General features: G+C 66.7%; 20 protein-coding genes. 10 read left to right on the forward strand and 10 right to left on the reverse strand.

Annotation, left to right across the window (positions count from 1 at the left end):
- Window positions 1-31 precede the first annotated feature (31 nt).
- Complete coding sequence (locus AC3A3W_RS21275; RefSeq protein ID WP_487445107.1) at window positions 32-1087, reverse strand: Lrp/AsnC family transcriptional regulator; 1056 nt, start codon at window positions 1085-1087, stop codon at window positions 32-34.
- Between the two features lie 112 nt (window positions 1088-1199).
- On the opposite strand from AC3A3W_RS21275, the gene AC3A3W_RS21280 reads away from it, so the two are divergent.
- Window positions 1200-2510 (forward strand): M20 metallopeptidase family protein, encoded by a 1311-nt coding sequence (locus AC3A3W_RS21280; RefSeq protein WP_487445108.1) that lies wholly within the window; start codon window positions 1200-1202, stop codon window positions 2508-2510.
- A 23-nt stretch (window positions 2511-2533) separates the two neighbouring features.
- On the forward strand, window positions 2534-3823 hold the full coding sequence (locus AC3A3W_RS21285) for an MFS transporter (RefSeq protein WP_487445109.1): 1290 nt from the start codon (window positions 2534-2536) through the stop codon (window positions 3821-3823).
- A gap of 19 nt (window positions 3824-3842) precedes the next feature.
- Here the strand turns inward: AC3A3W_RS21285 and AC3A3W_RS21290 are convergent, their stop codons facing one another.
- Window positions 3843-5138, reverse strand: coding sequence for an MFS transporter (locus AC3A3W_RS21290; protein WP_487445110.1), 1296 nt, complete (start codon window positions 5136-5138; stop codon window positions 3843-3845).
- A 321-nt stretch (window positions 5139-5459) separates the two neighbouring features.
- On the opposite strand from AC3A3W_RS21290, the gene AC3A3W_RS21295 reads away from it, so the two are divergent.
- The 3 genes from AC3A3W_RS21295 (at window position 5460) to AC3A3W_RS21305 (ending at window position 7769) form a co-directional block, all read left to right on the forward strand.
- Complete coding sequence (locus AC3A3W_RS21295) at window positions 5460-5738, forward strand: hypothetical protein (protein ID WP_487445111.1); 279 nt, start codon at window positions 5460-5462, stop codon at window positions 5736-5738.
- A gap of 73 nt (window positions 5739-5811) precedes the next feature.
- Entirely contained in the window at window positions 5812-6759 is a 948-nt protein-coding gene (trmB, locus tag AC3A3W_RS21300) for a tRNA (guanosine(46)-N7)-methyltransferase TrmB (protein ID WP_487445112.1), read from the forward strand.
- 197 nt (window positions 6760-6956) lie between these two features.
- Window positions 6957-7769 (forward strand): DUF1206 domain-containing protein, encoded by an 813-nt coding sequence (locus AC3A3W_RS21305; protein WP_487445138.1) that lies wholly within the window; start codon window positions 6957-6959, stop codon window positions 7767-7769.
- A 15-nt stretch (window positions 7770-7784) separates the two neighbouring features.
- Here the strand turns inward: AC3A3W_RS21305 and AC3A3W_RS21310 are convergent, their stop codons facing one another.
- The 3 genes from AC3A3W_RS21310 to AC3A3W_RS21320 form a co-directional block, all read right to left on the reverse strand.
- Entirely contained in the window at window positions 7785-9560 is a 1776-nt protein-coding gene (locus AC3A3W_RS21310) for a hypothetical protein (RefSeq protein WP_487445113.1), read from the reverse strand.
- Between the two features lie 117 nt (window positions 9561-9677).
- Window positions 9678-10352: an anti-sigma factor gene (locus AC3A3W_RS21315; RefSeq protein ID WP_487445114.1), complete on the reverse strand. Its 675-nt coding sequence runs from the start codon at window positions 10350-10352 to the stop codon at window positions 9678-9680.
- The gene (locus tag AC3A3W_RS21320; RefSeq protein ID WP_205651982.1) at window positions 10349-10849 is read right to left on the reverse strand and encodes a sigma-70 family RNA polymerase sigma factor; all 501 of its coding nucleotides are present in this window, start codon (window positions 10847-10849) and stop codon (window positions 10349-10351) included. The genes AC3A3W_RS21315 and AC3A3W_RS21320 overlap by 4 nt, the downstream gene beginning before the upstream one ends.
- 182 nt (window positions 10850-11031) lie before the next feature.
- Here AC3A3W_RS21320 and AC3A3W_RS21325 point away from each other — a divergent pair, with 182 nt between their 5' ends.
- Window positions 11032-11550 (forward strand): COG4315 family predicted lipoprotein, encoded by a 519-nt coding sequence (locus AC3A3W_RS21325; RefSeq protein WP_487445115.1) that lies wholly within the window; start codon window positions 11032-11034, stop codon window positions 11548-11550.
- 60 nt (window positions 11551-11610) lie between these two features.
- Window positions 11611-12201, forward strand: coding sequence for a DUF5655 domain-containing protein (locus tag AC3A3W_RS21330; RefSeq protein WP_487445116.1), 591 nt, complete (start codon window positions 11611-11613; stop codon window positions 12199-12201).
- 203 nt (window positions 12202-12404) lie between these two features.
- Here AC3A3W_RS21330 and AC3A3W_RS21335 read toward each other — a convergent pair whose 3' ends face one another.
- A complete protein-coding gene (locus AC3A3W_RS21335; protein ID WP_487445117.1) occupies window positions 12405-12626 on the reverse strand; it encodes a GIY-YIG nuclease family protein in 222 nt (73 codons plus the stop codon).
- 660 nt (window positions 12627-13286) lie between these two features.
- Here AC3A3W_RS21335 and treS point away from each other — a divergent pair.
- Window positions 13287-15515: a maltose alpha-D-glucosyltransferase gene (treS, locus tag AC3A3W_RS21340; RefSeq protein WP_487445139.1), complete on the forward strand. Its 2229-nt coding sequence runs from the start codon at window positions 13287-13289 to the stop codon at window positions 15513-15515.
- Between the two features lie 2 nt (window positions 15516-15517).
- Here treS and AC3A3W_RS21345 read toward each other — a convergent pair whose 3' ends face one another.
- From AC3A3W_RS21345 to AC3A3W_RS21355, 3 genes are read right to left on the reverse strand one after another with little or no spacing between them, the layout of a single operon-like run.
- Complete coding sequence (locus AC3A3W_RS21345) at window positions 15518-16096, reverse strand: TetR/AcrR family transcriptional regulator (protein ID WP_487445118.1); 579 nt, start codon at window positions 16094-16096, stop codon at window positions 15518-15520.
- On the reverse strand, window positions 16093-16674 hold the full coding sequence (locus tag AC3A3W_RS21350; protein WP_487445119.1) for a sugar O-acetyltransferase: 582 nt from the start codon (window positions 16672-16674) through the stop codon (window positions 16093-16095). The genes AC3A3W_RS21345 and AC3A3W_RS21350 overlap by 4 nt, the downstream gene beginning before the upstream one ends.
- Before the next feature lie 45 nt (window positions 16675-16719).
- Window positions 16720-17586 carry a DMP19 family protein gene (locus tag AC3A3W_RS21355; RefSeq protein ID WP_487445120.1) on the reverse strand — a complete coding sequence of 289 codons (867 nt, stop codon included), beginning with the start codon at window positions 17584-17586 and terminating at the stop codon, window positions 16720-16722.
- 176 nt (window positions 17587-17762) lie between these two features.
- Between AC3A3W_RS21355 and AC3A3W_RS21360 the strand changes: the two genes are divergently transcribed.
- Complete coding sequence (locus AC3A3W_RS21360; protein ID WP_487445121.1) at window positions 17763-21227, forward strand: DEAD/DEAH box helicase; 3465 nt, start codon at window positions 17763-17765, stop codon at window positions 21225-21227.
- Here AC3A3W_RS21360 and AC3A3W_RS21365 read toward each other — a convergent pair.
- Window positions 21217-21648 carry a hypothetical protein gene (locus tag AC3A3W_RS21365; RefSeq protein WP_487445122.1) on the reverse strand — a complete coding sequence of 144 codons (432 nt, stop codon included), beginning with the start codon at window positions 21646-21648 and terminating at the stop codon, window positions 21217-21219. The genes AC3A3W_RS21360 and AC3A3W_RS21365 overlap by 11 nt on opposite strands.
- A 314-nt stretch (window positions 21649-21962) precedes the next feature.
- Here AC3A3W_RS21365 and AC3A3W_RS21370 point away from each other — a divergent pair, with 314 nt between their 5' ends.
- The gene (locus tag AC3A3W_RS21370) at window positions 21963-22550 is read left to right on the forward strand and encodes an adenylate kinase (protein WP_487445123.1); all 588 of its coding nucleotides are present in this window, start codon (window positions 21963-21965) and stop codon (window positions 22548-22550) included.
- Window positions 22551-22556 lie beyond the last annotated feature (6 nt).

A 22556-nucleotide genomic window follows, 5' to 3' on the forward strand; every position in this document is an offset into this window, starting at 1 on the left:
TGTGGAGCACGGCCCTGCTGGGCGGCCGGAGCTAGTCGGCGAGCTCCAGCCCGTGGGCATCCACGACGACGGCGCCGCTCGCTGTGGAATCCTCGTTCAGCATCCAGCCCACCCGCTTGACGGTGGACAGCATCACGACGCTCTCCACCAGGTCGATGCCCGGAACCTTTTGCTGCAAGGCAAGCTCGGCGTCCATGACGTCGGCCAGGGACTGCAGCCACATGATGATGACGAAGTTGGTGGGGCCCGTCGTCGAGGCGCTGAGGCGCACGTTCCTGATGGTCCGGATCTCGGCGGCGGCCGACTCATGCTGGCCGGCCGGCACGTTGACGAACCACTGGCATGTGACCGGAAACGACGAGTACCGCTGCGCTATCTCGCACCGCAGTGACAGGAGCCTGCTGGCGAGCACACGGTTCAGCTGACGCTGGACGGTGGCCGGGTTGCGGCCCAGTGCCCGCGCGATATCGGCCGCAGTCGCCCGCCCGTCCCTGGCCAGGTACGGCAGCAGGTCCAGGTGGCTTGCCGGCAGCCGCTCCCGCGCGGCGCCGGGACGTTCGGCACCAGAGCCGGCTGAGCGCGCCAGCTCCCCGAGGGCAGTCTGCTGCGCCCTGTTCAGCACGTTCAGCCGCCACTCGCCGCCGCCGGAATGCAGCCGGGTGCACAGCGCCGTCTGGTACTTCACCAGCCCTTCGGTCTCCTTCAGCCGGGACACCACCTTCGTGCTGAACTCCTCCAGAGACCGGGTGACCACGGTCAGCATCAGGTCGCGGTTGCTGGCCGCCTCCTCCACGGTGACGATCTCCGGCACCGCGGCAAGGCTGGCCGTGACCTGCTCCCGGCGGTTCATCTCGCAGTCCACGGCCACGAACGCCAGGCACATCCGCTTGGGATCCCCGATCAGGTGGGCCGTTGTCCAGGAGGCTCCGGCTGCCCGCAGCCTGTCCCAACGGGACGCAAGCGTCGTGGCATGGACGCCTAGAACGTCCGCGGCGTCCGACCAGCTCAGCCGCGGCGCGATCTGCAAAGCGTTGATGAGCGCCAGGTCATCCTCACTGAGCTCCACGCCACCCCTGCCCTCTTTCATGAATCCTGCGAAACGGTTTCCCTTGCTGCATCTTTTCAGCACTTCAGGAGAATGTGAAGCAGGCCACTCCAGAATGGATCCACAGGGTAAACACCACAGACAGGGAGTACACGTGCCGATTGCCGCAGACGCCAGGGAAATGCAGGGAGACCTCGCCAGGCTCCGCCACGACTTGCACCGGGAGCCGGAAATCGGCCTCGAGCTGCCGCGGACGCAGGAAAAGGTGCTCCGGGCCCTGGACGGGCTGCCCTTTGAGATCACCCTGGGCCGGGACACGACGTCGGTCACGGCGGTCCTGCGCGGCGGAACACCCGGCGCTGTGGAGGGCGTCGCCGGCGGCGAAGGCACTGTTGCCGGCGGCGAACAGCTCGCGGCCGGGCGCCCCGCCGTCCTCCTCCGTGCAGACATGGACGGGCTCCCGGTCCAGGAGAAGACCGGCGTGGACTACACCTCCAGGATCGACGGCGCGATGCACGCCTGCGGCCACGACCTCCACACGTCCATGCTCGCCGGCGCCGCCACGCTGCTGGCTGAACGGCAGCACCAGCTGCCCGGGGACGTCGTGCTGATGTTCCAGCCGGGCGAGGAAGGCTTCGACGGCGCCAGCTACATGATCCGCGAGGGCGTGCTCGACGCCCCGGGCCGCCGGGTGAACGCCGCGTACGGCATTCACGTGTTCTCCTCCCTCGAACCCCACGGCACGTTCTGCACCAAGCCGGGCGTCATGCTCAGCGCCTCGGACGGCCTGACGGTCACCGTGCTGGGTGCCGGCGGCCACGGCTCCGCCCCGCATTCGGCCAAGGACCCGGTCACGGCTGCGGCCGAGATGGTGACGGCCCTGCAGGTCATGGTCACCCGGCAGTTCAACATGTTCGATCCCGTGGTCCTGTCCGTGGGCGTGCTCCACGCCGGCACCAAGCGCAACGTCATCCCGGAAACGGCCCGCATCGAAGCCACCATCCGAACCTTCTCGGAAGAATCCCGGCAGAAGATGATGGACTCCGTTCCGCGGCTGCTCAAAGGCATTGCCGCCGCCCACGGCCTGGACGTCGACGTGGACTACCAGCAGGAATACCCGCTCACCATCACGGACGAGGATGAAACGCGCACCGCCGAGAAGGTCATCACAGGACTCTTCGGCGACTCCAGGCTTTCGCGCTGGGCCACTCCGCTCAGCGGCTCCGAGGACTTCTCCCGCGTGCTCGCAGAGGTCCCCGGCACCTTCGTCGGCCTCAGCGCGGTGCCCCAGGGCACAGACCACGCCACCTCCCCGTTCAACCACTCGCCGTACGCAACGTTCGACGACGGCGTGCTGGCCGACGGGGCCGCCCTCTACGCGGAACTCGCCATCTCGCGGCTGGCCACGCTGGCCGCCGCCCCGGCGGCGCCGTCGGCGTCCCTCTCCGCTCCCGCAGCTTCCTAGCCCAGCCTCACCAGGAGAAACCAATGACCACCACCATCAACCAGCAGCGCGCGGACCGGGCGTCCACGCGGAAGACCGTCGTCGGCACCGGCATCGGCAACGCCGTCGAATGGTACGACTGGGCGATTTACGCCACCTTCACGCCGTTCATCGCCAGCCAGCTGTTCAGCAAGTCGGACCCCGCCTCGGCGGTGCTCTCCACGCTGGCGATCTTCGCCGTCGGCTTCGTTGCCCGGCCGTTCGGAGGGTTCCTCTTCGGCTGGATCGGCGACAGGGTGGGCCGCAAGGCCTCCATGACGCTCGCCGTCGGGCTCGCCTCCCTGGGCAGCCTGATGATCGGTATCGCGCCGACCTTCGCAGCCGTCGGCGCGTGGGCGTCGCTGATGCTGCTGGTGGCCCGGCTGGTTCAGGGGCTCGCGCACGGAGGTGAGCTGCCGTCGTCGCAGACCTATCTTTCGGAGATGGCACCCAAGGAACACCGCGGCTTCTGGGCCACCCTGATCTACACCTCAGGCACGGTGGGCATCCTGTTCGGAACACTGCTGGGGGCGATCCTGAACATGGCATTGAGCACCGAGGTCATGAACGCCTGGGGTTGGCGGATCCCCTTCCTGATCGGCGCGGCGATGGGCTTGTACGCCCTGATCATGCGGGCCCGGCTGCACGAGACGGACGTCTTTGAGGGCGAGACCACCGCGGAGAAGCGCGCCCCGATCTGGCCGCAGATCGTCCGCCACCGCAAGCAGGCCCTGCAGGTCATCGGTCTGACGGTCGGCCTCACGGTGATCTACTACATCTGGGGCGTTGTTGCCCCGAGCTATGCCACCACCGCCCTGAAAATCGACCGCGGCGAAGCCCTGTGGGCCGGGGTCATCGGCAACATCGTGTTCATCGCCGCCCTGCCGGTCTGGGGCAAGATCTCCGACCGGATCGGCCGCAAGAAGGTGCTGTGGGCCGGCGCCATCGGGTCAGCCGTGATGCATTTCCCCATGACCTGGCTGCTGAAGGATTCCGCGTGGCAGCTCGCGGTCGGCATGTCCGTGATGCTCATCTTCATTGCCGCGAGCGCCGCCATTGTTCCCGCCGTTTATGCGGAGCTGTTCCCCACCAGCATCCGGACCGTGGGCGTGGGCGTGCCCTACTCCATCTGCGTGGCAGTGTTCGGCGGAACGGCCCCCTACCTGCAGCAATGGCTCGGCACCACGCTGCACCTGCCCAACCTGTTCAACGTGTATGCGGTGGTGCTGCTGGCCGTGAGTGCCGCGTTCGTCTTCACCCTTCCCGAGACCAAAGGGAAGGACCTGGCGCACTAGCCGGCAATCGACCAGCGAGTCAGATGTAGCGGTTCCGCCCGGCCCGGTACCCGAAGACTGCGGCAAGCAGGCCCACCGCCAGGAACAGCACTCCGGCCGCCGCGAACGATCCCGTGGCCTGGTGCAGCTGGCCCACCATAAGCGTCCCGGTGGATCCCACCCCGTAGCCCACCCCCTGCATCATGCCGGAGAGGTGGGCTGCGGTGTGCCCGTCGCGGGTGCGGAGCATGATCATGGTCAGGGCCACCGCGGTGAGGCTTCCCTGGCCTAGGCCCAGCAGGCCGGTCCATACCCAGATCAGCTCCTGGGGACCGAAGATGCTCAATGCGAAGCCTCCTCCGGTCATGAGCGCAACGACGGTGTTGATGGTCCGCTGGTCCCGCAACCTCGCTGCCAGCGCCGGAGCGAAGAGCGAGCCCAGCATCTGCAGGACGATCGAGGCGGACACCATCAGCCCTGCCGTTCCGCCGTCCACCCCGCGTTCGCGCAGGATCGGGGCCAGCCAGGCGAACACACTGAACGACATCATGGCCTGCAGCACCATGAACATCGTGACCTGCCAGGCCATCGCGGAGCGCCACACGTTCACGCCGTCGTGCACGGCCTTGTGCTGCCCGTGCCGTTGCCGGATGGCGACTGGAAGGAAAAGCAGAAGGACGACGGCGGCCGGCACCGCCCAGAACCACAGCGCCGCGGTCCACTGCCCCGTCGCGCTGAAAACCGGAAAGGTGAAACCCGCCCCGAGAGCAGCGGACGCACAGATGGCCGTGGTGTAGAGGCCGCCCATTAGGCCGAGCCGGTGCGGGAAGTCGCGCTTCACCAGCCCGGGCAGCAGCACGTTGCACAGCGCAATCGCCGCTCCGCAGGCGGCTGTGCCGGCCAGCAGGGCCGGCAGGTGCCCGGCTCCCGCGACGTCCACCGGCCGCAGGAGCAGCCCCGCGGTCAGGACCGCCATGGCCCCCAGCAGCACACGCTCGGCACCGAATCGTCTCGCCAGAACCGGGGCCAGCGGCGCGAAGATGCCCAGCAGAGTCACGGGGACCGTGGTCAGCACCACCACTGCCCAGCCTGGCAGCCCGGCGCCGGTTGTAACCTCCGGGAGGACCGCCGAAAAGCTTGAGAACACAGTGCGCAGGTTCAGGCCGATCAGCACCAGGCACAGGCCGAGGTACGCCAGCGCCCGGCGGCCACCAACGCGCGTGGGCTCTGCCGGCGGGACCTCGTCGATCTCGGCGTCCACGAGCGCGCCGGGTCCGGCGCCCCGGACGCGCTGGCGCTCGTCGTTTTTCACTGTCCCATTCCCCGCATCGGTCATCGGGCCATTCTTTCAGGGGTTTAACCTGCGTCCGTACTAGGCCGCCGTGCAGCTCCCGGCCGTCCGTGTGTCGGTCCGATGGCCGTCCCAGGAGTTATCCACATACGGCAGAACACCCGTTACGGCTGCCCGACGAGCGGAATTAGTCTGGCTCCAACAACCGGGCGCCGCGCCGCCTGCCTGTCACTGGGGGGACCGATGAGCTTTCCGTATGCGCCCAAGGCACCCGAAAATCCCCGGCATCCGCGGATCCGGGCGGCTTCGGAAGGCGCCGGGGAAGGCGGGGCTAGCGTCGTGTGTGGTGCGCTGGTGTTGCCCAGCATGCTCCTCACTCTGCTCCCCACCATGCTCGCCATGCTGTTGACCCGCCCCGACACCGGCAGCAATGGCCTGGAATGGGTGGCGGCGGCGGTGTTCTGGAGTCTGCCCGCATTGTTCGGCATACTGGCCGCGCTCTTCGGGATCCTTGCCGTGAGGCGGCATCAGCGCGACACCGCGGCATGGAGCGCCGGCGTGGCAGGACTCTCGCTCGTGGGAGCGGAGGCTGCCTTCATTCTTCTCCCGGGGGCCGTCCACGTCGTTGTCACAGCTCTGCCCTGAACTCCCCTGGCTGCTGCCCCACCGCTGAGACCGGGCGGCGTTCTGCCCCGCGAACTCCACTATTCTGGAGATGATGAGTGAAACCCCAGATTCCCCCCGGCCGACGGATGAGCAGCTGCCTGAAAAACCGAACACGCCGCGGCCCGTCACGCCTGGCAGCCAGGCTTCGTACGGCACCTACGGCGGACGGCCGGTCAGCTTCGTGCGCCGCGGAACCCGCCTTCAGGGCCGCCGGCAGGCTGCCTGGGAAGAGCACTCGGACCGCTGGGCAGTTGACGTCCCGCGGCACGTGGCCAACACCTCTGTCCACCCGGATTACACCTTTGACGCGGAGGCCGAGTTCGGCCGGAAAGCCCCGCTGATTGTTGAGATCGGATCGGGACTTGGCGATGCCGTCTGCCACGCCGCCGAGGAGAACCCGGGCACGGATTTCCTCGCCGTCGAGGTCTACACGCCCGGCCTGGCCAACACCATGATCAAGATCAACAGCAGGGGCCTCACCAACGTCCGAGTCGTGGAGGCCAACGCCCCGGAAGTGCTGGCCACCATGCTTCCGCCGGGCTCGGTCAGCGAGCTGTGGATCTTCTTCCCCGACCCCTGGCACAAATCCCGACACCACAAACGCCGGCTCATTCAGCCCGAATTCGCCGAACTGGCGGCCAGGGCCGTGAAGCCGGGCGGACTCTGGCGGATCGCGACCGACTGGTCCAATTACGCCGTGCACGTGCGCGATGTGCTCGCCGGCTCCACGGCGTTCGTCAACATGCACGACGGGGAACGCCGGGGGCCTGAGAGCCCGCTCACCCGCGTCTGGCAGACCGGCGTCGAATCGCTCGTGGGCGGTGCCCCGGTCAAAGAAGGCCGGGCCCCGGTCAGCACCGAGCATACCGGGCCCAACGAGGGCATCGACGAAACGGGAGGCTGGGCACCGCGGTTCGAAGGCCGCATCCGCACCAGCTTCGAGAACAAGGCGCACGAGGCCGGCCGCCTGATCTTCGACCTCTGCTACCGCCGGGTCTAGCGGCACTCAACACCTCCAGCGGCGCAAGCCGGGCCCTGCCGGCCCTGCTGCGCGCGACCCCCATGTGTCCTGCCCTCATGTGTGCTGCCGCCCATCTGTTGCCCAGGCATTCTCCGTGGCACGATTGGGCTTGTGGCGGAGTGCCGCAACAGACGCACGGATTGTGCGGGCGCGAAGGAACGATCATCAAACGAGAACTGCAGGGCGCCGCAGACAAAGCGGAGAACGTAGCCAACTCCCGCGCCCTCGAAGTCCTGGCGCGGGCCGGGTATGCAGTCAGCGGGGTACTGCATTTCCTGGTGGGAACCATCGCTATCGGGCTGGCCACCGGCAAGGGCGGCAGGGCTGACGTCAGCGGAGCTGTTGCGGAACTGGGCAGCCAGCCTGCCGGGCCGCTGCTGCTGTGGACCAGCTTCGCCGCCTGCGTTGCCCTGGCCCTGTGGCGGGCGGGTGATGCCATTTTCGACTTCGAGCACCTGCCGGCCAAAAACGAGGTGGCCAAGAAGCTCAAGGCGGCGGCACAGGCCGCCATCTATGCGGCAATGGCCCTGTCCCTTGCCGCGTTCGCGCGGGGCGCAGGGCAGGACAACAGGGAATCTACGAGCGACATGACCGTAAGCCTTATGAAGGCACCGGGCGGTGTGCTGCTCCTGATAGTCATTGGGACTGCCGTGGCCGTCACCGGGGTGGTCTATGTGGTGCTCGGTGTCAAAAAATCGTTCAGGAAGCACATCCGGGTGCCTGCCTCGCCCACGGCCCGCAAGGCCGTCACGGGGCTGGGCATCGCCGGCTACGCGGCTAAGGGCGTGGCCCTCTTCGTGACGGGCCTGCTGGTCGTCATCGCCGCCGTCACGGCCAACCCTGAGGAATCCACCGGACTCGACGGAGGGCTGAGGGCTCTGCGCGACCAGCCGCTGGGTGTATACGCCCTCTTGGCCGTGGGCGCAGGGCTCATCTGCTACGGCCTCTACATGGTGGTCCGGGCGCGGCTGGCCAAGATGGAGTACTAGGCGTTCGTGGACCGTCTAGGGCCTGAAGTCGTCGTGCACCACCACACGGGACAGTTCCAGTCCGCCGTCCGGGGTCTTCCAGTAATGCAGCCTCCGCGCAGACGCGACGCCACGCTCGATTGACGCCCGGAAGCAGCGCGCGCCGTCCTCGCGCTGCAGCTGGGGCGCGTCGCCGCCGCCGTTGGCGCGCAGCGGATGCACCTCCCGGGCCGAACTTCGCTCGGCGAGGCCGGTCAACACCTCCACGACCGCTTTCAATGCCTTCGGCACGGCCCCCTGTTCCGTCCGGGAATAGAGTGAAGCGGCGAAGGCCGGACCCACGCCGAAGGTCCCCGGAAGAGGGAACCTGGACTTATCTTCGCCGGGAACGGTGCGTACCCAGGCCAGATAAATATCGTGCCGGACGCGTTCATCGGCTGTTTCGAAGGCCTCTGCAGTGTCGTCACGGGACCGTTTCAGCGCCTGCTGCATTTCCCGGTTGCGGGCACGCAGCGTGCGTAGGCCCTCCGATTGTTTGGCGTTCCGTGCGGCCAATCCGGCCAGCAGCTCCTCACTGGCCGCCGCCTGCCGGCGTTCCAGCCCAAGCTCCTCCTGCAGGGCCGCCAGCTCGCTCTCCAGCCGAAGAAGCTCCGGCCCGGCGCCGCTCCCCGCCTTCACCAGCTCCTGGAGCCGGGCCACCTCAGCTTTTTCAGCGGAAAGGGACAGCTGCACCGAGATCAAGGCCGGCGAAGGACTGACAGGGGCGCCGACTGCCGTGGCCGGCGGCACGTCTTCCCGGACCACCGAAGTCTCTCCGGTGACCGCGCGTTCCGTGAGGTGCCGTCCCGCCTGGAGCCAGGGAGTTCCGCCCCGCAGCAGCTCCGGCGCCACCCGGACGTCCCCCTCGTCATCGACATCAATGAGTGACAGAACCACCGCGCCTTTTTCCCTCAGGAACCTGACCACCACAACCTCGCCCTCGGTGACGAGGCTGTCAGCGGTGTCCAGCGGATTCGATGAAATCCGTTCGACGGGTACGGCCCAGCGGGACCCCGGGAAAAGGGCCAGGGTGGCTGCCTTGGGTGTTACCTCGTCCGCCAGCGCCAGCACCAGGTCACCGGACGCATAGATGTCGGTCAGCCGCGGCAGCACCTTGAGGGCACGTATGTCCAGGGTGCCGGCGGCGGGATCATAGAGGCCGGACACGGCCTGCCCCACCGCAAGCATCCAGTCGAGCCGCACAGGGGGAGTCACGTGCTCGCGCTGGATGCTGCAGCTCTGTCCTCCGGAGAGCTCCACGATGGCCCGGGAGCCTGCGCTGGCAAAGGCCTTCACCACGCCCGACATCACATCCAACGGTTTGGGCTGAACCGCCGCGGGCGGCGCTGCAGTGACCCGACTCAGGACGTCCTCGATGATGCGTTCCGCCGCGGCCGCCGCGCCGACGGGACTTTGCGCCATCCTCAGCGGGCTCCTGTAGACGTCCCGCAGCCAGGCAAGGTCCGCGGAGTAGACCCGCGCAGCGTTCCCGTATACGTGGGCACCAGCAGGGAGGGCATCCGCGAAGCGGAACGTCTCCGGGCCGTTTTCGAGGTAGTAGACATCAGCGAAGTCACCCACCTCGCGGGCGATCCTGCCGACGTCGATCCTGTTCCCGGGTGTGCCGGGGTGCCAGGCGACCACCGCTGCCGGACGGGTCCGGCCCGTCGACATCAGGGCCCGGGCAAGCTGCTCACCGGACGCCACGACTTCATAGGCGCCGCCCGCGTGGCCATGCTTGGCATGGTCACGGTTTCCCGGCCCCCGGCTCACGGCAGAATGGTTCCTGTGCCCCTGGCTCCCATGGCTGTGGTCCCTGCCGCGCTGCTCCATCGAGTCCCCTTCGTCCTGGACACCAGTAGAACAGCTGGCTGCGACAAAATGAGCTATTCAGGCGCCCGGCACGGTGATCACCGCAATCGTCTTCTGCTGATCGTTCCGAACCTCGACGCTGGCAATGCTCGAGTATTGCAGCGGGGTCGCGCTGGTGACCCTGGCCCTGCCGCTGGGCGTCGCCATCCAGGCGCAGGCGCGGTCTTCCGTTCCCGCCCGGTCCTTGACCCACAGTGACAGCTTGCCGGTGTTCGGCAGGCTCTTGCCGTCCACCGCCAATTCGGTACCCCACGTCTTCTTAACCATGCCCACGGTCACCTGGATGCCGGTATCCGCTACCACGGAATAGCTGGCATCCGGCCTATTGGCCGGGGCGAGCAGGGGCGCCGCAGCGAAGCCCAGTGCCAGGCACGCGGCGGCGACCGCTCCTACGAGGGCGGTCAGTCGCCGTCGGGCCGTACGACGGCGGGCCGCCAACTCGTCCAGAACAGGCTGCGGGACGACCGCAGACGGATCCGCGGTGTGGGGCACCCGCGGACCAGGAACGGCGAGCGCCACGGCATCGGGCACCGGCACTGCGCCCAGGAGGCCGGGAAGAGTCTCCAGTTCAGCGAGGTCATCCCGGCACACTGCGCATCGCTGCAGGTGGTCCTCGAAGCGCGACCGGTCGGCGTCGTCGAGGCCGCCCAGCACGTATGCCCCCAGCAACTCATGGAGTTCCTTGCCGTTCACCGTTCCACACCCATTTCATCGAGTATTGTCCGCAGGGCCTTCACCGCGTAGAAGGCCCTGGATTTCACCGTGCCGCTCGGAATGTTGAGCTGGACGGCGGCCTCATTGACCGTGAAGCGCCGGTAATGCAGTGCCACGAGCACGTCCCGGTGCTCCATGCTCAACCGGAGCAGGGCCTCTTCCATCAGCACCCGGGTGAGCAGTTCGTCGACCTTCCCGGTGGCCTCCGCCGGGTCGGCAAGGTCGCGCTCCTCGGCTTCCTGTGGCCGGCGCTGGGATTTCCGGTAATTGTCGATCATGATGTTCCGGGCTGTCCGGAACAGATAGCTGCGCATGCTTCCGGTGATCTTCGGCGCCTGCTGCCAGACGCGGAGCACCGTTTCCTGGACGATGTCATCGGCCAGCACAGGGTCGTGGGAGGCGCTGATCACAAAGCGGCGCAAGGCCGTTCCATGCTCGCGATAGATTGCGGCAACCACATCTTCGTCCAGCGGCACCAGAACCTCCCAGTGGCTCGATCACCGGCCCGTGCGGGCCGGCGTTCTCGCATGTAAGACGCGGACGGACCCCAAAGAGTTCATTCAAGTCTGTCTGCGAAGCCTTGAACCATTCTTCACCTTCATGCGTCATTCCCAATAGCGCCGGTTCCCAGACGCCGGCCTGAGCCAAGGAGCAGCACATGAACAAGCAATTGAGCGTTGGCCTTGCAGTTTTGGCCCTTGCCGCGTCGCTGACCGCCTGTGGCGGCGGAACCGGCACAACTCCTACCACGGCCGCCCCAGCAACCACCGCCGCCGAGTCGCCCGCCACAACCGCCAGCGAAACGGCCACGGCCACGGCCACCGCCGCCGTCGACCTGATGACCGCATCCTCGGCCAAGGGCGACATTGTGGTGGACGGCAAGGGAATGAGCGTCTACTACTTCACCAAGGACGTGAAGGACTCCGGCAAGAGCAACTGCACCGGTGACTGCCTCGTGGCCTGGCCGCCGGTCCTCACCACCAGCGACACCCCCAAGGTTGAGGGTGTCACCGGAAAGGTCGGGACCATCGACACCCCTGACGGCAAGAAGCAGGTGACCATCGAAGGCATGCCCGTCTACCTGTGGGAGAAGGACAAGGCCCCGGGTGACATCACCGGCCAGGGCGTCGGCAAGGTGTGGTACCTCGTGGCCCCCGACGGCAAGATGATCAAGTAAGGCATCAAAAGCGGTAGTGCCGGAGCCCATGCCCTCGGACACCGGCACTACCATCAGAGCATGGCGAACACAGACCTGAAATCCGCTGCCAAGACCTGGCAGACCATGGTGGACAGCAACCAGGCGCTGCTGCTCCGGAAGTCCGGCCATGACGTGCACTGGTGGGCGGAGCAGGGGCACGCAGCAGGGTTGCGGACGGACGCCGAGCTCCGGGACTGGATGCGCGACGAGCACGGCATCACCGGCTATGCCCAATATGCCGTGTCGTGGGAAATGTTCGGATATCCCGAGTTCATGCTCCGCGACGCAGATGAACTCATCGACGGCCAGTACGAATCCCACCCTCACCTGCGGCCCATAGCCGATGCCGTGCTTGCATGGGCCGCAGCCGCTGACGGTGTCGAAATCCAGATGCGCAAGGGGTACGTCTCGCTGCACAGCCCCCGGCGCAAGTTCGCACAGGTGAGCCGCGCCAACAAGACGGCCGTGGACGTGACACTGCGAATCGAGGCGCCCATTGGGGGACGTCTCGAGGCAGTGCACGTCCGCGGCGGTGACTTCTTCGACCGAAAGGTCCGTGTCACCTCAGTTGAACAAGTGGATGAGGCATTCCTGGACCTGCTGGAGACGGCCTTAAAGCACAACAGCTAACGGGCACCGACCGCTGACCGAGCCTGTCGAGATCCCGGTTCCGACAAGCCAAACCACCCGTGCCGCTGATCGAGCCTGTCGAGATCCCGGTTCCGACAAGCCAAACCACCAGTGCCGCTGATCGAGCATGTCGAGATCAAGGTTCCGGCCGCCTGCTGACTGACAGACCCGACAAGGCTGCATAGTTGCCCTTGATGAGGGCTTCACGCTTCGCCCTGCTCCATCCTTGGACCTGCTTCTCGCGGAAGAAGGCATCGTCGATACGTTCGAATTCCTCCGCCCACAACCAGCTCTACCGGGCGCCGTCGGCGCGTGTAGGCACCTCCGTCTCCTGAGTGGTGCTGCGCAAGGCGCAATTCAAGGTTCACTGTGCTCCCGACATAGTAGGACTGGTCGGAGCATCGGAGCATATACACGTATGGCATTCCTTAAGCCTCACCGCGAAATGGTGTCGTCACCAGGACTCATTTGCCTATGTGGACAACTGGGTTTCGGCAGGCTCAACCAGCGGCCACGGTGATCGAGCCTGTCGAGATTCCGGTTTCGACAAGCTCAACCACCGGCTTATCAACCACCGGGGGTCGTCACGCCTAACGTACGGGGGTTTCGGCAGGCTCAACCAGCGGCCCCGGTGATCGAGCCTGTCGAGATTCCGGTTTCGACACGCTCAACCACCGGGGGGTTCGACACGCTCAACCACCGGAGGGTTCGACACGCTCAACCACCGGGGGGTTTCGACACGCTCAACCACCGGGGGTTCGCCACGCCCCACCACCGGGGGTTTCGACACGCATCAGCGTGTTGAGTGGCACCAATCGAGGACGTAGGGTGGCGTTGGCTCATTGGAACGGTGAATAGTCCCGGTGGTCAGGGGTACGTGAACTCTGGGCAAAAGGTCTTGGAGGCATCCACGGCACCGAGGTACAACCTGTGGAAGGGAGAAATCTGTGCGGGAATCAAGTACCGACGAGAGAATTTCAGCACCGGAGGCAGTCTCCGCAGCGGCGGAAGAAACAGTGGTGGACGAAACAACGGCGGAAGAAACAGATTCGGCTCCGGTCGACTCCGCAGCTGAGCCGGCGGACATCACGTACGATGAGCAGTTTTATCCGGCCCGCCCGAAGGCCCTGAGGCCAATCGCCCGCAGGCGCCAGTATCTCGCTTCCAGGCCATCCCTTGAGTTTGACGGCCGCAACGCGGCGTATGTCGAGTGGCTGCGGAACCAGGCGATGCTGGGAGACGCCAACGTGCTGGCCCGGCAACTCTCCGGGCAGGCCAGCATGTGGCAGAACTCCTATGCACATCCCAACCCCAGGGCCGCCGTCGAGCGTGCTCCCGTCTGGTTCACGGCTTACCCCCTGTCCTTCATCACGCAGCCTGGCCAGTCCTTCCTTTCGGCCTTGGGCGATGCGGGCATGTGGGAAGCCTTCCGGGAAATCGGGATCAGGGCGCTCCACACCGGCCCCGTCAAACTGGCCGGAGGCATCAGCGGCTGGACCCAGACTCCCAGCGTCGACGGGCACTTTGACCGGATCAGCATGGCGATCGACCCCGTGTTTGGCACGGAGGATGAATTCCGGCAGATGTGCGAGGTCGCCGCCGACCACGGCGGAACGGTCATCGATGACATCGTTCCGGGCCACACCGGCAAGGGAGCGGACTTCCGCCTTGCCGAAATGAACTTTCGGGACTACCCGGGCATCTATCACATGATCGACATCCCGGAGGAGGACTGGCACCTGCTGCCGGATGTGCCCGAAGGGCAGGATTCGGCAAATCTGAGTCCTGAGTCCGAACAGGCGCTGCAAGAAGCCGGATACATCATTGGCCGGCTCCAGCGGGTCATCTTCTACGAACCCGGTGTCAAGGAAACCAACTGGAGCGCAACGCGGGCGATTGTCGACACCACCGGAAAGACCCGCCGCTGGGTCTACCTGCATTATTTCAAGGCAGGCCAGCCATCCATCAACTGGCTGGATCCCACCTTCGCCGGAATGCGCCTGGTGGTCGGGGACGCCCTGCATTCACTCGTTGATTTGGGCACCGGCGCGCTCCGCCTGGACGCCAACGGCTTCCTCGGAGTGGAGAAGAGCGCCGAAGAGCAGCCGGGCTGGTCTGAGGGGCATCCGCTCTCCGAGGCAGCCAACCAGCTCATCGGGTCCATGATCCGCAAAGTCGGCGGGTTCTCCTTCCAGGAGCTGAACCTGACCATCGACGACATCAAGGCGACCTCCGAGTCGGGCCCTGACCTTTCCTACGACTTCATCACACGGCCCGCGTACCATTACGCGCTCGTCACGGCCGACACAGAACTGTTGCGGCTGACGCTCCGCCTGTCGATGGAAATCGGTGTTGACCAGGCCTCACTGGTCCACGCGCTGCAGAACCATGACGAGCTGACCTACGAGCTGATGCACTTCGCCTCGGGACACAGGGACGAGGTCTTCGAGTTCAACGGGCAGGAACTCACTGGAGCCCAGCTCGCCGAACAGGTGCAGCAAACCATGAGGGAGTGCCTGACCGGCGAGAATGCGCCCTACAACGCCGTGTTCACGACCAACGGCATCGCCTGCACCACGGTGAGCTTCATCATGGCCGCTCTCGGCATCCGCGACCCTGAAGCAATAACGCCGGAGCAGGAGGGCCAGGTCCTGGATGCCCACATACTGCTGTCGATGTACAACGCCCTGCAGCCCGGCGTTTTCGCCCTTTCCGGGTGGGACCTCACCGGCATAACGGCCCTCGACCGTGAGCACGTCCACGCGCTCACCTCCGAGGGCGACACCCGCTGGATCAACCGCGGGGCCCACGACATCATGGGCACCAGCCCGGACGCGGAGACCTCCTCGGCAGGCATGCCCCGCGCCCGCAGCCTGTACGGTTCGCTCCCTGAGCAGCTTCAGGATTCCGCCTCCTTTGCCCGCCGGCTCCAGCGAATCCTCGAGGTACGGGAAGAGAACGGAATAGCAACAGGCACTTTGTTGGATGTGCCGGACGTTTCCAACCGCGGGCTGCTCGTCATGGTCAACCGGCTGGGGGACGGGACGCTGCAGGTCACCGTGCTCAACTTCTCCGGCCAGGACATCGCCGGCAGCATCCAGTCCACCCACCTGCCCCCTGGCGCCAGCGTGCAGGACCTGTTCAGCGGCGAGACGGTGGGGCAGGTGGATGACCTGCACAGCTTTTTCCTCGAACTGTCCGCCCACCAAGGCACAGCCCTGGTGCTGCACGACGAGGAACCCGGGGCCGAGGAAGCGCACGGACCAGGATCAGCTCACCCCGCGGCCGACGGAGGGACATCGCAAGCACGCTGATGTCATGAGTCGGGTGCAACTCTTTCGACGGCCTCGCGGACCGTTTCTACGGGCATGGGATTCAGGGCCAGGGCGCGGTGGATGGACAGGCCCTCGATCAGGGCGTCGAGCATCCGGGCGGTCTCCGGGTCGAAGTGCCGCTCCAGCGCCGTACGGCTGCGGGCCATCCAGGTGTCGGTGACCTGCCTCAGATTGGGGTGGCGCGCTGCCAGGGCATACAGCTCGTAGGTGAGCAGGATGCTCCGCCGCTCGCCCAGCAGGTCGCCGGTGATCAGCCCGACGACGGCCTCCCGCGCCTGCCCGGGCCCGTCCGCCGAGGACAGGGCAGCCTCGAAGCCGTCCGCCGTGATGTCGGCCAGCTTGGTAAACGCGGCAGCGAGGAGGTCGTCGAGGCCCTGGAAGTGGTAAGTCATGGAGCCGAGGGGAACATTCGCGGCCGCCGCCACCTTCCGGTGCGTAGTGCCGGCCACGCCGTTTTCGGCAATCACGTCCAGGGTGACGTCGATCAGCCGCTCCCTGCGCCCCGGGTCATGGCGGCGGGGGCGGGGACTTCCCGACGGCGGCCCTGACGGCAGTGTCACAGCTCGCGGACCACTCTGGCCGGGTTTCCGGCGGCCACGACGTTGGGAGGCACGTCACGCGTGACCACCGCACCTGCCCCGATCACGCTGTTTTCGCCCACGGTGATACCGGGCAGGATGATGGCTCCGCCGCCGATCCACACGTTGTCACGGATGGTGATCGGCTGGGCCGCCTCGAGCTTGTCCCGCCGGAGCTGGGGCTCCAGCGGATGTGTGGGCGTCAGCAGCTGGACGTTGGGGCCGATCTGGCAGTCTTCGCCTATGGTGATCGGTGCAACGTCCAGCGCGGTCAGGTTGGAGTTGATGAAGGTGCCCCTGCCGACGCGGATGTAGGTTCCGTAGTCGACGGACAGCGGCGGCCGGACGTGGGCGCCTTCCGCCAGTTCGCCCAGCAGTTCGCTGAGGATGGGCCGGGCGGCGTCGGCGTCCTGGGCGTAGGCCGTTTGGTACTCGGCCGTCAGGCGGACGGCGCGCCGATGCTGCGCCGCCATGGTGGGGTCGTCGGCGATGTGCAGGTCACCGGCGAGCATGCGCTCGTGGTTGGTTCGGGTGCCTCCAGCAAAGTCGTCGGCAGTCATGTGTACAAGCGTACACAGTAACGTGTACGCTTGTACACATCGGACCTAGAGCTGCCGCGCGTCCACCAGCACCTCGTCGGCGTCCTCGAACTCCACCGCCGCGACGATTTCCCTGGTCTCGGGATGGAGCATGAAGGCCTCGTCGTCGTCCTCGATCATGAGGAAGTCGCCGTGGTCCGTGCTGAACTGCCATGCCAGGACGGTCTCGCCGTTGTGCTCGAAGTTGGGATCCCCCATGGTGATCTTCTGAAGCGTGTAGCCGGCGATGTCGCACAGTTCGCGGATGATCAGTTCAAATTCCGGTGCGGTCTCGAGGGCCGCCTGCTCGGCTTCGGCCCGGCGCTCTTCAAGGTCCGGAACCCGCGCCACCCGCGCGGCAAGGTGGGCGGCGAGCTCCGCGCCCGCCAGGATCAGCAGCCCCTCCTGTCCGCGGAGCCAGGCAGCGTTGAGAGCGGTGATGTCCTCGGTTTCCAGCAGCGCCTCGAACTCGGCGTCGAGGTCTTCCATGGCCTGGACACTCTCCGGCAGCTCGCCGTCGGTCTCTGCATCCCATTCGCCGTCCAGGTAGATCTCGGCTTCCTCCTCCGAGAGGGCGTCGAAGGCCTCGGCCGTGCGGTCGAACAGCGCCAGGTGGGCTGCGGCGCCCATGGCCTCAAGGCCCTCGCGGATGTAGGTGTCCAGCTCGCCGCGGTCCGCGGCCGTGTAAACGTATTGCGCGAATCCGCCGCCCAGGGCCTGGGTGAGGTAAAAGTCCACAAAGTAGCTGCGCAGGGCGTTGGGGGCGATCTCCCCGGAATTGAGGAGCTCCCGGAACATGGCATTGACCACGGTGACGTTGGCGTCGACCACCTCGTTGTTCGCGGCGTCGGCGCCTTCAAGCGTCAAGACGACGGGGTACTCGTTGGAAGTCATGGGAATCCTCACTGCAGAAGCCGGTGGTGCTCAGGACAGTTTCAACGTACGCGCCGCCGTCAGCCGGGGGTTGAGGGGCAGGTGAACGGCAGGCGAAGTTTCAGGGCCTCTCCCGGCTGACTAAGATGGATCAGATAACCTGCAGATTTTGACCTGCCGAAAGTAGCGCGCACACCATGCCATCCAAACCGGACGAGAGTGCGGCACTGGCAATCCAGACCCCGGCGATCAACGACCGCTCCCTCGCGGCCGGACTCGCCTATGCCATGGGCAGCCGTGTCGCCGGAATTTCGTTCGACGCCGCCACCGGGCTGATGCTGGGCAAGGTGCGCGGCGGCGCCGACGTGCCGTACTCGACCACCGCCAAGCTGGTCCGAAAGGCGGGCGGCTGGAGTTGCACGGTCGGCGTCTGCAGCTGCCCGGTCCGCAAGGACTGCAAGCATGTGGCCGCGCTGCTCTTCGCCGCCGAGGACAACCCGGCGATCCGGATGAAGCTGCTGGCACCCGCGGACGTTTCCCGGCTTTCCAGGGAGCCTGCGGCGCCTGACCTTGCCGACTGGGAGCAGGCCCTCAGCCCGCTGATTTCGCAGCCCGGCATCACACCGTCCACGGGGGGCATCCCGCTAGCGCTGCAGTTCGAGGTGGAGGAACCGGCCCCGCACTTCTCCTACACCGGCCGCCGGGATCCGTTGCGCAGCGTCCGCCAGCTCAAGGCGCGTCCGGTGATCATGGGCGCCAAGGGCAAGTGGATCCGCGGCGACGTCTCGTGGAACACGCTCAGCTACCTGAGCTTCAAGCGGGAGTGCAACGAAGCCCATGTGGAATGGATGCAGTCCTTCCTGGCCGCCCACACGTCGGCCGCCAACCGGGTGCACTCCTCAACCGCCCTGTGGCTGGGGATGAACACGTTCGCCGGCAAGAACCTGTGGAGCCTGCTGGACGAGGCCAAGAAGATCGGCGTGGCCCTGGTCCACAGCCGCGGGCAGGAGCCTGTCAGGGTCGCTGAGGCGCCCGCCGCCGTCGGCCTTAACCTGAGCCGCCACGGCGGCGCACCGTCCGACGACGGCGGCGGCCTGGAGCTCGCCCCCATCATCACCGTTGAGGGGACCGAGGTGGATCCGGCTTCGGTGGGCACCCTCGGCCGTCCGGCGCACGGCATCTTTGTCACCTCCGGCGGGGACGCGCTTCCCGGCGTCGCCGGGGATAGCGTCATCACGCTGGCGCCGCTGGAAAGCGGCCTTAGCGAGGAGCTGCTGACGTTCGTGACGGCCGGCAGCACCCTGCATATCCCTGCGCGCGACGAGAGCCGCTTCCTCACGGGCTTCTATCCCAAGCTCAAGCAGACGGCCCGGGTGACGGCGTCGGACGAGTCGGTGGAGCTGCCGGCGCTGGCCGTCCCCACCCTGTCGCTGCTGGCGAATTACGGCGCTGACCACCGGGTCCGGCTGCACTGGGAATGGCACTACAAATCCGGAAACCTGGTCACCGCCCAGCCGCTGTGGCGCCACCCCGGCGACCACGGCTACCGGGACGACCCTGCGGAGGCCCGGATCCTGGAAGCGGTCGGCCAGCCGTGGGATGTGGTGCCGAAGCTGGGCGAGTCTGCCACCGGCGGCTGGGGCACGCCGCGGCTCGCGGCCGCAGCCGAACTCAGCGGCCTGGACACGCTGGCGTTCACCGAGGAGGTCCTGCCCAGGCTGCGGGACACCCCCGGCGTGTCCGTGGAAACATCGGGCGACATGGCGGACTACCGCGAGGCCGAGGAAGCACCCGTGGTAGCGATCTCCACCAAGGCCACGGACCAGCGCGACTGGTTCGACCTCGGCATCGTGATCACGCTGGAAGGCCAGCCCGTATCGTTCGCGGCGCTGTTTTCGGCGCTCGCCGCCGGCCAGACGCGCATGCTGCTGCCCAGCGGCGCCTACTTCTCGTTGGACCTGCCGGAACTGCACCAGCTGCGGGCGCTGATTGACGAAGCCCGGGCGCTCCAGGACAACAAGGACGCCCCGCTGCAGATCAGCCGCTTCCAGGCCGGGCTGTGGGACGAGCTGGCCCAGCTGGGGATCGTGGACGAACAGGCCACTGCCTGGCGCGAGGCGGTGGGCGGACTGCTGGAGGGCGGCATCAATGGCCTGCCGCTCCCGGCCACGCTGAACGCGGAACTCCGCCCGTACCAGCTGGAGGGCTATAACTGGCTGACCTTCCTGTACCGGCATGGTCTCGGCGGTGTGCTCGCCGACGACATGGGGCTCGGCAAGACCGTGCAGGCGCTGGCGCTGATGTGCGCCGCGAAGGAGCACGCCTCGGCCGGCACGGCCGCCGAACACAGCACGGTTGCCGAAGACGGCACGGCCGCCGAAGACAGCACGGTTGCCGAAGACAGCACAACGCCCGACGGCGGCGCGCCCTTCCTGGTGGTGGCGCCCACGAGCGTCGTGGGCAACTGGCAGGCGGAGGCTGCGCGCTTCGCACCGGGGCTCACGGTGCGCGCGATCGGAGAGACGTTTGCCAAAACCGGGGCAGAGCCGGCCGAGGCCATGGCCGGCGCGGACATCGTGATCACGTCGTACGCCCTGTTCCGGATCGACTACGAGGCCTACGCGGGGCGGCGGTGGTCCGGACTGGTGCTGGACGAGGCCCAGTTCGTCAAGAACCACCAGTCCAAGGCCTACCAGTGCGCCCGCAAGCTTCCGGCGGCCTTCAAACTGGCCATCACCGGCACCCCGCTGGAGAACAACCTGATGGAGTTCTGGGCGCTGACCTCGATTGTGGCGCCGGGGCTGTTCGCGAGCCCCTCGCGGTTCGCCGAGTATTACCAGAAGCCGGTCGAGAAAAACGGTGACAAGGGGCAGCTGGACAAGCTCCGCCGTCGGGTCCGCCCTCTCATGATGCGCCGCACCAAAGAGCAGGTCATCAAGGACCTGCCGCCGAAGCAGGAACAGATTCTTGAGGTGGTGCTCAACCCGCGGCACCAGAAGGTGTACCAGACGCACCTGCAGCGCGAGCGGCAGAAGATCCTGGGCCTGATCGAGGACGTGAACAAGAACCGCTTCACGATTTTCCAGTCCCTGACCCTGCTGAGGCAGCTGAGCCTGGACGCGTCGCTGGTGGATGAATCCTTGAGCGGCGTGCGGTCCAGCAAGCTGGACGTCCTGTTCGAGCAGCTCGAGGACCTGGTGGCCGAGGGCCACCGCGCCCTGATCTTCAGCCAGTTCACTGGCTTCCTGGGCAAGGTCCGCGAGCGCCTGGTCGAGGAGAACATCGAGTTCTGCTATCTCGACGGCGGCACCCGGAACCGCACCGACGTGGTCAACGAGTTCAAGAACGGCGCGGCCCCGGTGTTCCTGATCAGCCTCAAGGCCGGCGGCTTCGGCCTTAACCTGACCGAGGCCGACTACGTGTTCCTGCTGGACCCGTGGTGGAACCCGGCGTCGGAAGCGCAGGCCGTGGACCGCACCCACCGCATCGGCCAGGCCAGGAACGTCATGGTGTACCGGCTCGTGGCCAAGGACACCATCGAGGAAAAGGTCATGGCGCTCAAGGCGAAGAAATCGCAGCTGTTCGCCGACGTGATGGAAGGCGATGCGCTCTCAGGCGGTGCGCTGACGGCCGAGGACCTGGCCGGACTCTTCAACGACTGACAGGAGGCAGGGCGACACGTGCCAGGCCCGCCGCCGGGGCAGCCAGGCCCCGGGGCGCAGCCTGTTTCCGGAGCCACCGGCCCAGCGCCTTGCCTTTGCCCTTCCACCAGCTGTCCTCGTCGGTGTCGGTGCGCCACCGGTAGGTCAGGACCACCAGCACGAACATGCCTGCCGTAACGTTCGGCCAGACGCCGGAGGCCGCATCCAGCAGCGCCCGCAGGGCCGTGGTCAGGATCGCCAGCGGCACCAGCGTCCGGAAGACCGTGTTGGCCACATACCGCCCATGGGAGCGGGGCACGGACATCATGCGGACCATGTCGGAACAGGCGCACACGACCACCACCGTCTGCCCCAGTGTCAACAGGATCGAGCCCGGCAGGGAGCCGGCGAACTGCACAGCCGATGCCAGCCCGGAGCTCATGGCATGCTCCCGCACGCCGCTGTGTGTGCCGCCCCGGATCCGTGCCGGTGTGTGACCGGCTTCCGCGAAAATTTCATGGTGTTCCCCCCGCCGCTGTGGACTGTGCCCTGTGACAACCTATTCAATGGCGCACCCCGGCCTGGCGTCACGCGAGGCGACTACCCGTTTTTGGCGCGGAAACTACCCGGAGTCTTCCGGCACTACGCGGGCCGGCCAGCTATGGCCGCCGAATCTGCAGGCCTCGCCTGGCCGGGACCACGCCGGTAGAATCGGTCAGACTTGCGGGCCGGAAATCCAGCGGAACGGACAGACGCATGACGAGACTGTTGATCATCGGCCCTCCCGGATCGGGCAAAGGGACCCAGGCGCACCGTCTCAGTGAACAGCTGGGCATAGTGGAGATCTCCACGGGGGACATGTTCCGGACCCATCTGGCCGCCCACACGCCCCTGGGAACCGAGGCCAAAAAGTACCTGGACGCCGGCGACCTCGTCCCGGACCACGTCACCACCGACATGGTCCGCGAGCGGCTGTCCAGGGAGGACGCCGCGAACGGTTTCCTCCTTGACGGCTATCCCCGGACCATGGCCCAGATGAACGACCTGGACGCCATCCTTGAGGGCGCCGGGAACGCCCTGGAGGCCGTTCTGGAAGTCTCCGTCGGTGACGAGGAGATCGTCCGCCGGTTACTCCTCCGCGCCGGCATCGAAGGACGGAGCGATGACACCGAGGACGTCATCCGCCACCGCCTCCAGCTCTACCGCGAAGAAACCGAACCCCTCATCGCACGGTATGCCGAACGCGGCATACTGGTCCGAGTCGACGGGACGGCCGACGTCGATCAAGTCACCGCCAGCGCCCGCAAAGCGATCGAAACCCTCACGCCCCGGACGGGCCCCTGACCGCCT

The organism is Arthrobacter sp. Soil_N43 (assembly GCF_057655195.1).

Coding starts and splice junctions, on each gene's coding strand:
- AC3A3W_RS21290 (WP_487445110.1), bottom strand. CDS start 5,138: ATGACCGATGCGGGGAATGGGACAGTGAAAAACGACGAGCGCCAGCGC.
- trmB (WP_487445112.1), top strand. CDS start 5,812: ATGAGTGAAACCCCAGATTCCCCCCGGCCGACGGATGAGCAGCTGCCT.
- AC3A3W_RS21370 (WP_487445123.1), top strand. CDS start 21,963: ATGACGAGACTGTTGATCATCGGCCCTCCCGGATCGGGCAAAGGGACC.
- AC3A3W_RS21275 (WP_487445107.1), bottom strand. CDS start 1,087: ATGAAAGAGGGCAGGGGTGGCGTGGAGCTCAGTGAGGATGACCTGGCG.
- AC3A3W_RS21350 (WP_487445119.1), bottom strand. CDS start 16,674: ATGACTGCCGACGACTTTGCTGGAGGCACCCGAACCAACCACGAGCGC.
- AC3A3W_RS21360 (WP_487445121.1), top strand. CDS start 17,763: ATGCCATCCAAACCGGACGAGAGTGCGGCACTGGCAATCCAGACCCCG.
- AC3A3W_RS21330 (WP_487445116.1), top strand. CDS start 11,611: ATGGCGAACACAGACCTGAAATCCGCTGCCAAGACCTGGCAGACCATG.
- AC3A3W_RS21335 (WP_487445117.1), bottom strand. CDS start 12,626: ATGCCATACGTGTATATGCTCCGATGCTCCGACCAGTCCTACTATGTC.
- AC3A3W_RS21355 (WP_487445120.1), bottom strand. CDS start 17,586: ATGACTTCCAACGAGTACCCCGTCGTCTTGACGCTTGAAGGCGCCGAC.
- AC3A3W_RS21285 (WP_487445109.1), top strand. CDS start 2,534: ATGACCACCACCATCAACCAGCAGCGCGCGGACCGGGCGTCCACGCGG.
- AC3A3W_RS21295 (WP_487445111.1), top strand. CDS start 5,460: ATGCTCCTCACTCTGCTCCCCACCATGCTCGCCATGCTGTTGACCCGC.
- AC3A3W_RS21365 (WP_487445122.1), bottom strand. CDS start 21,648: ATGAGCTCCGGGCTGGCATCGGCTGTGCAGTTCGCCGGCTCCCTGCCG.
- AC3A3W_RS21325 (WP_487445115.1), top strand. CDS start 11,032: ATGAACAAGCAATTGAGCGTTGGCCTTGCAGTTTTGGCCCTTGCCGCG.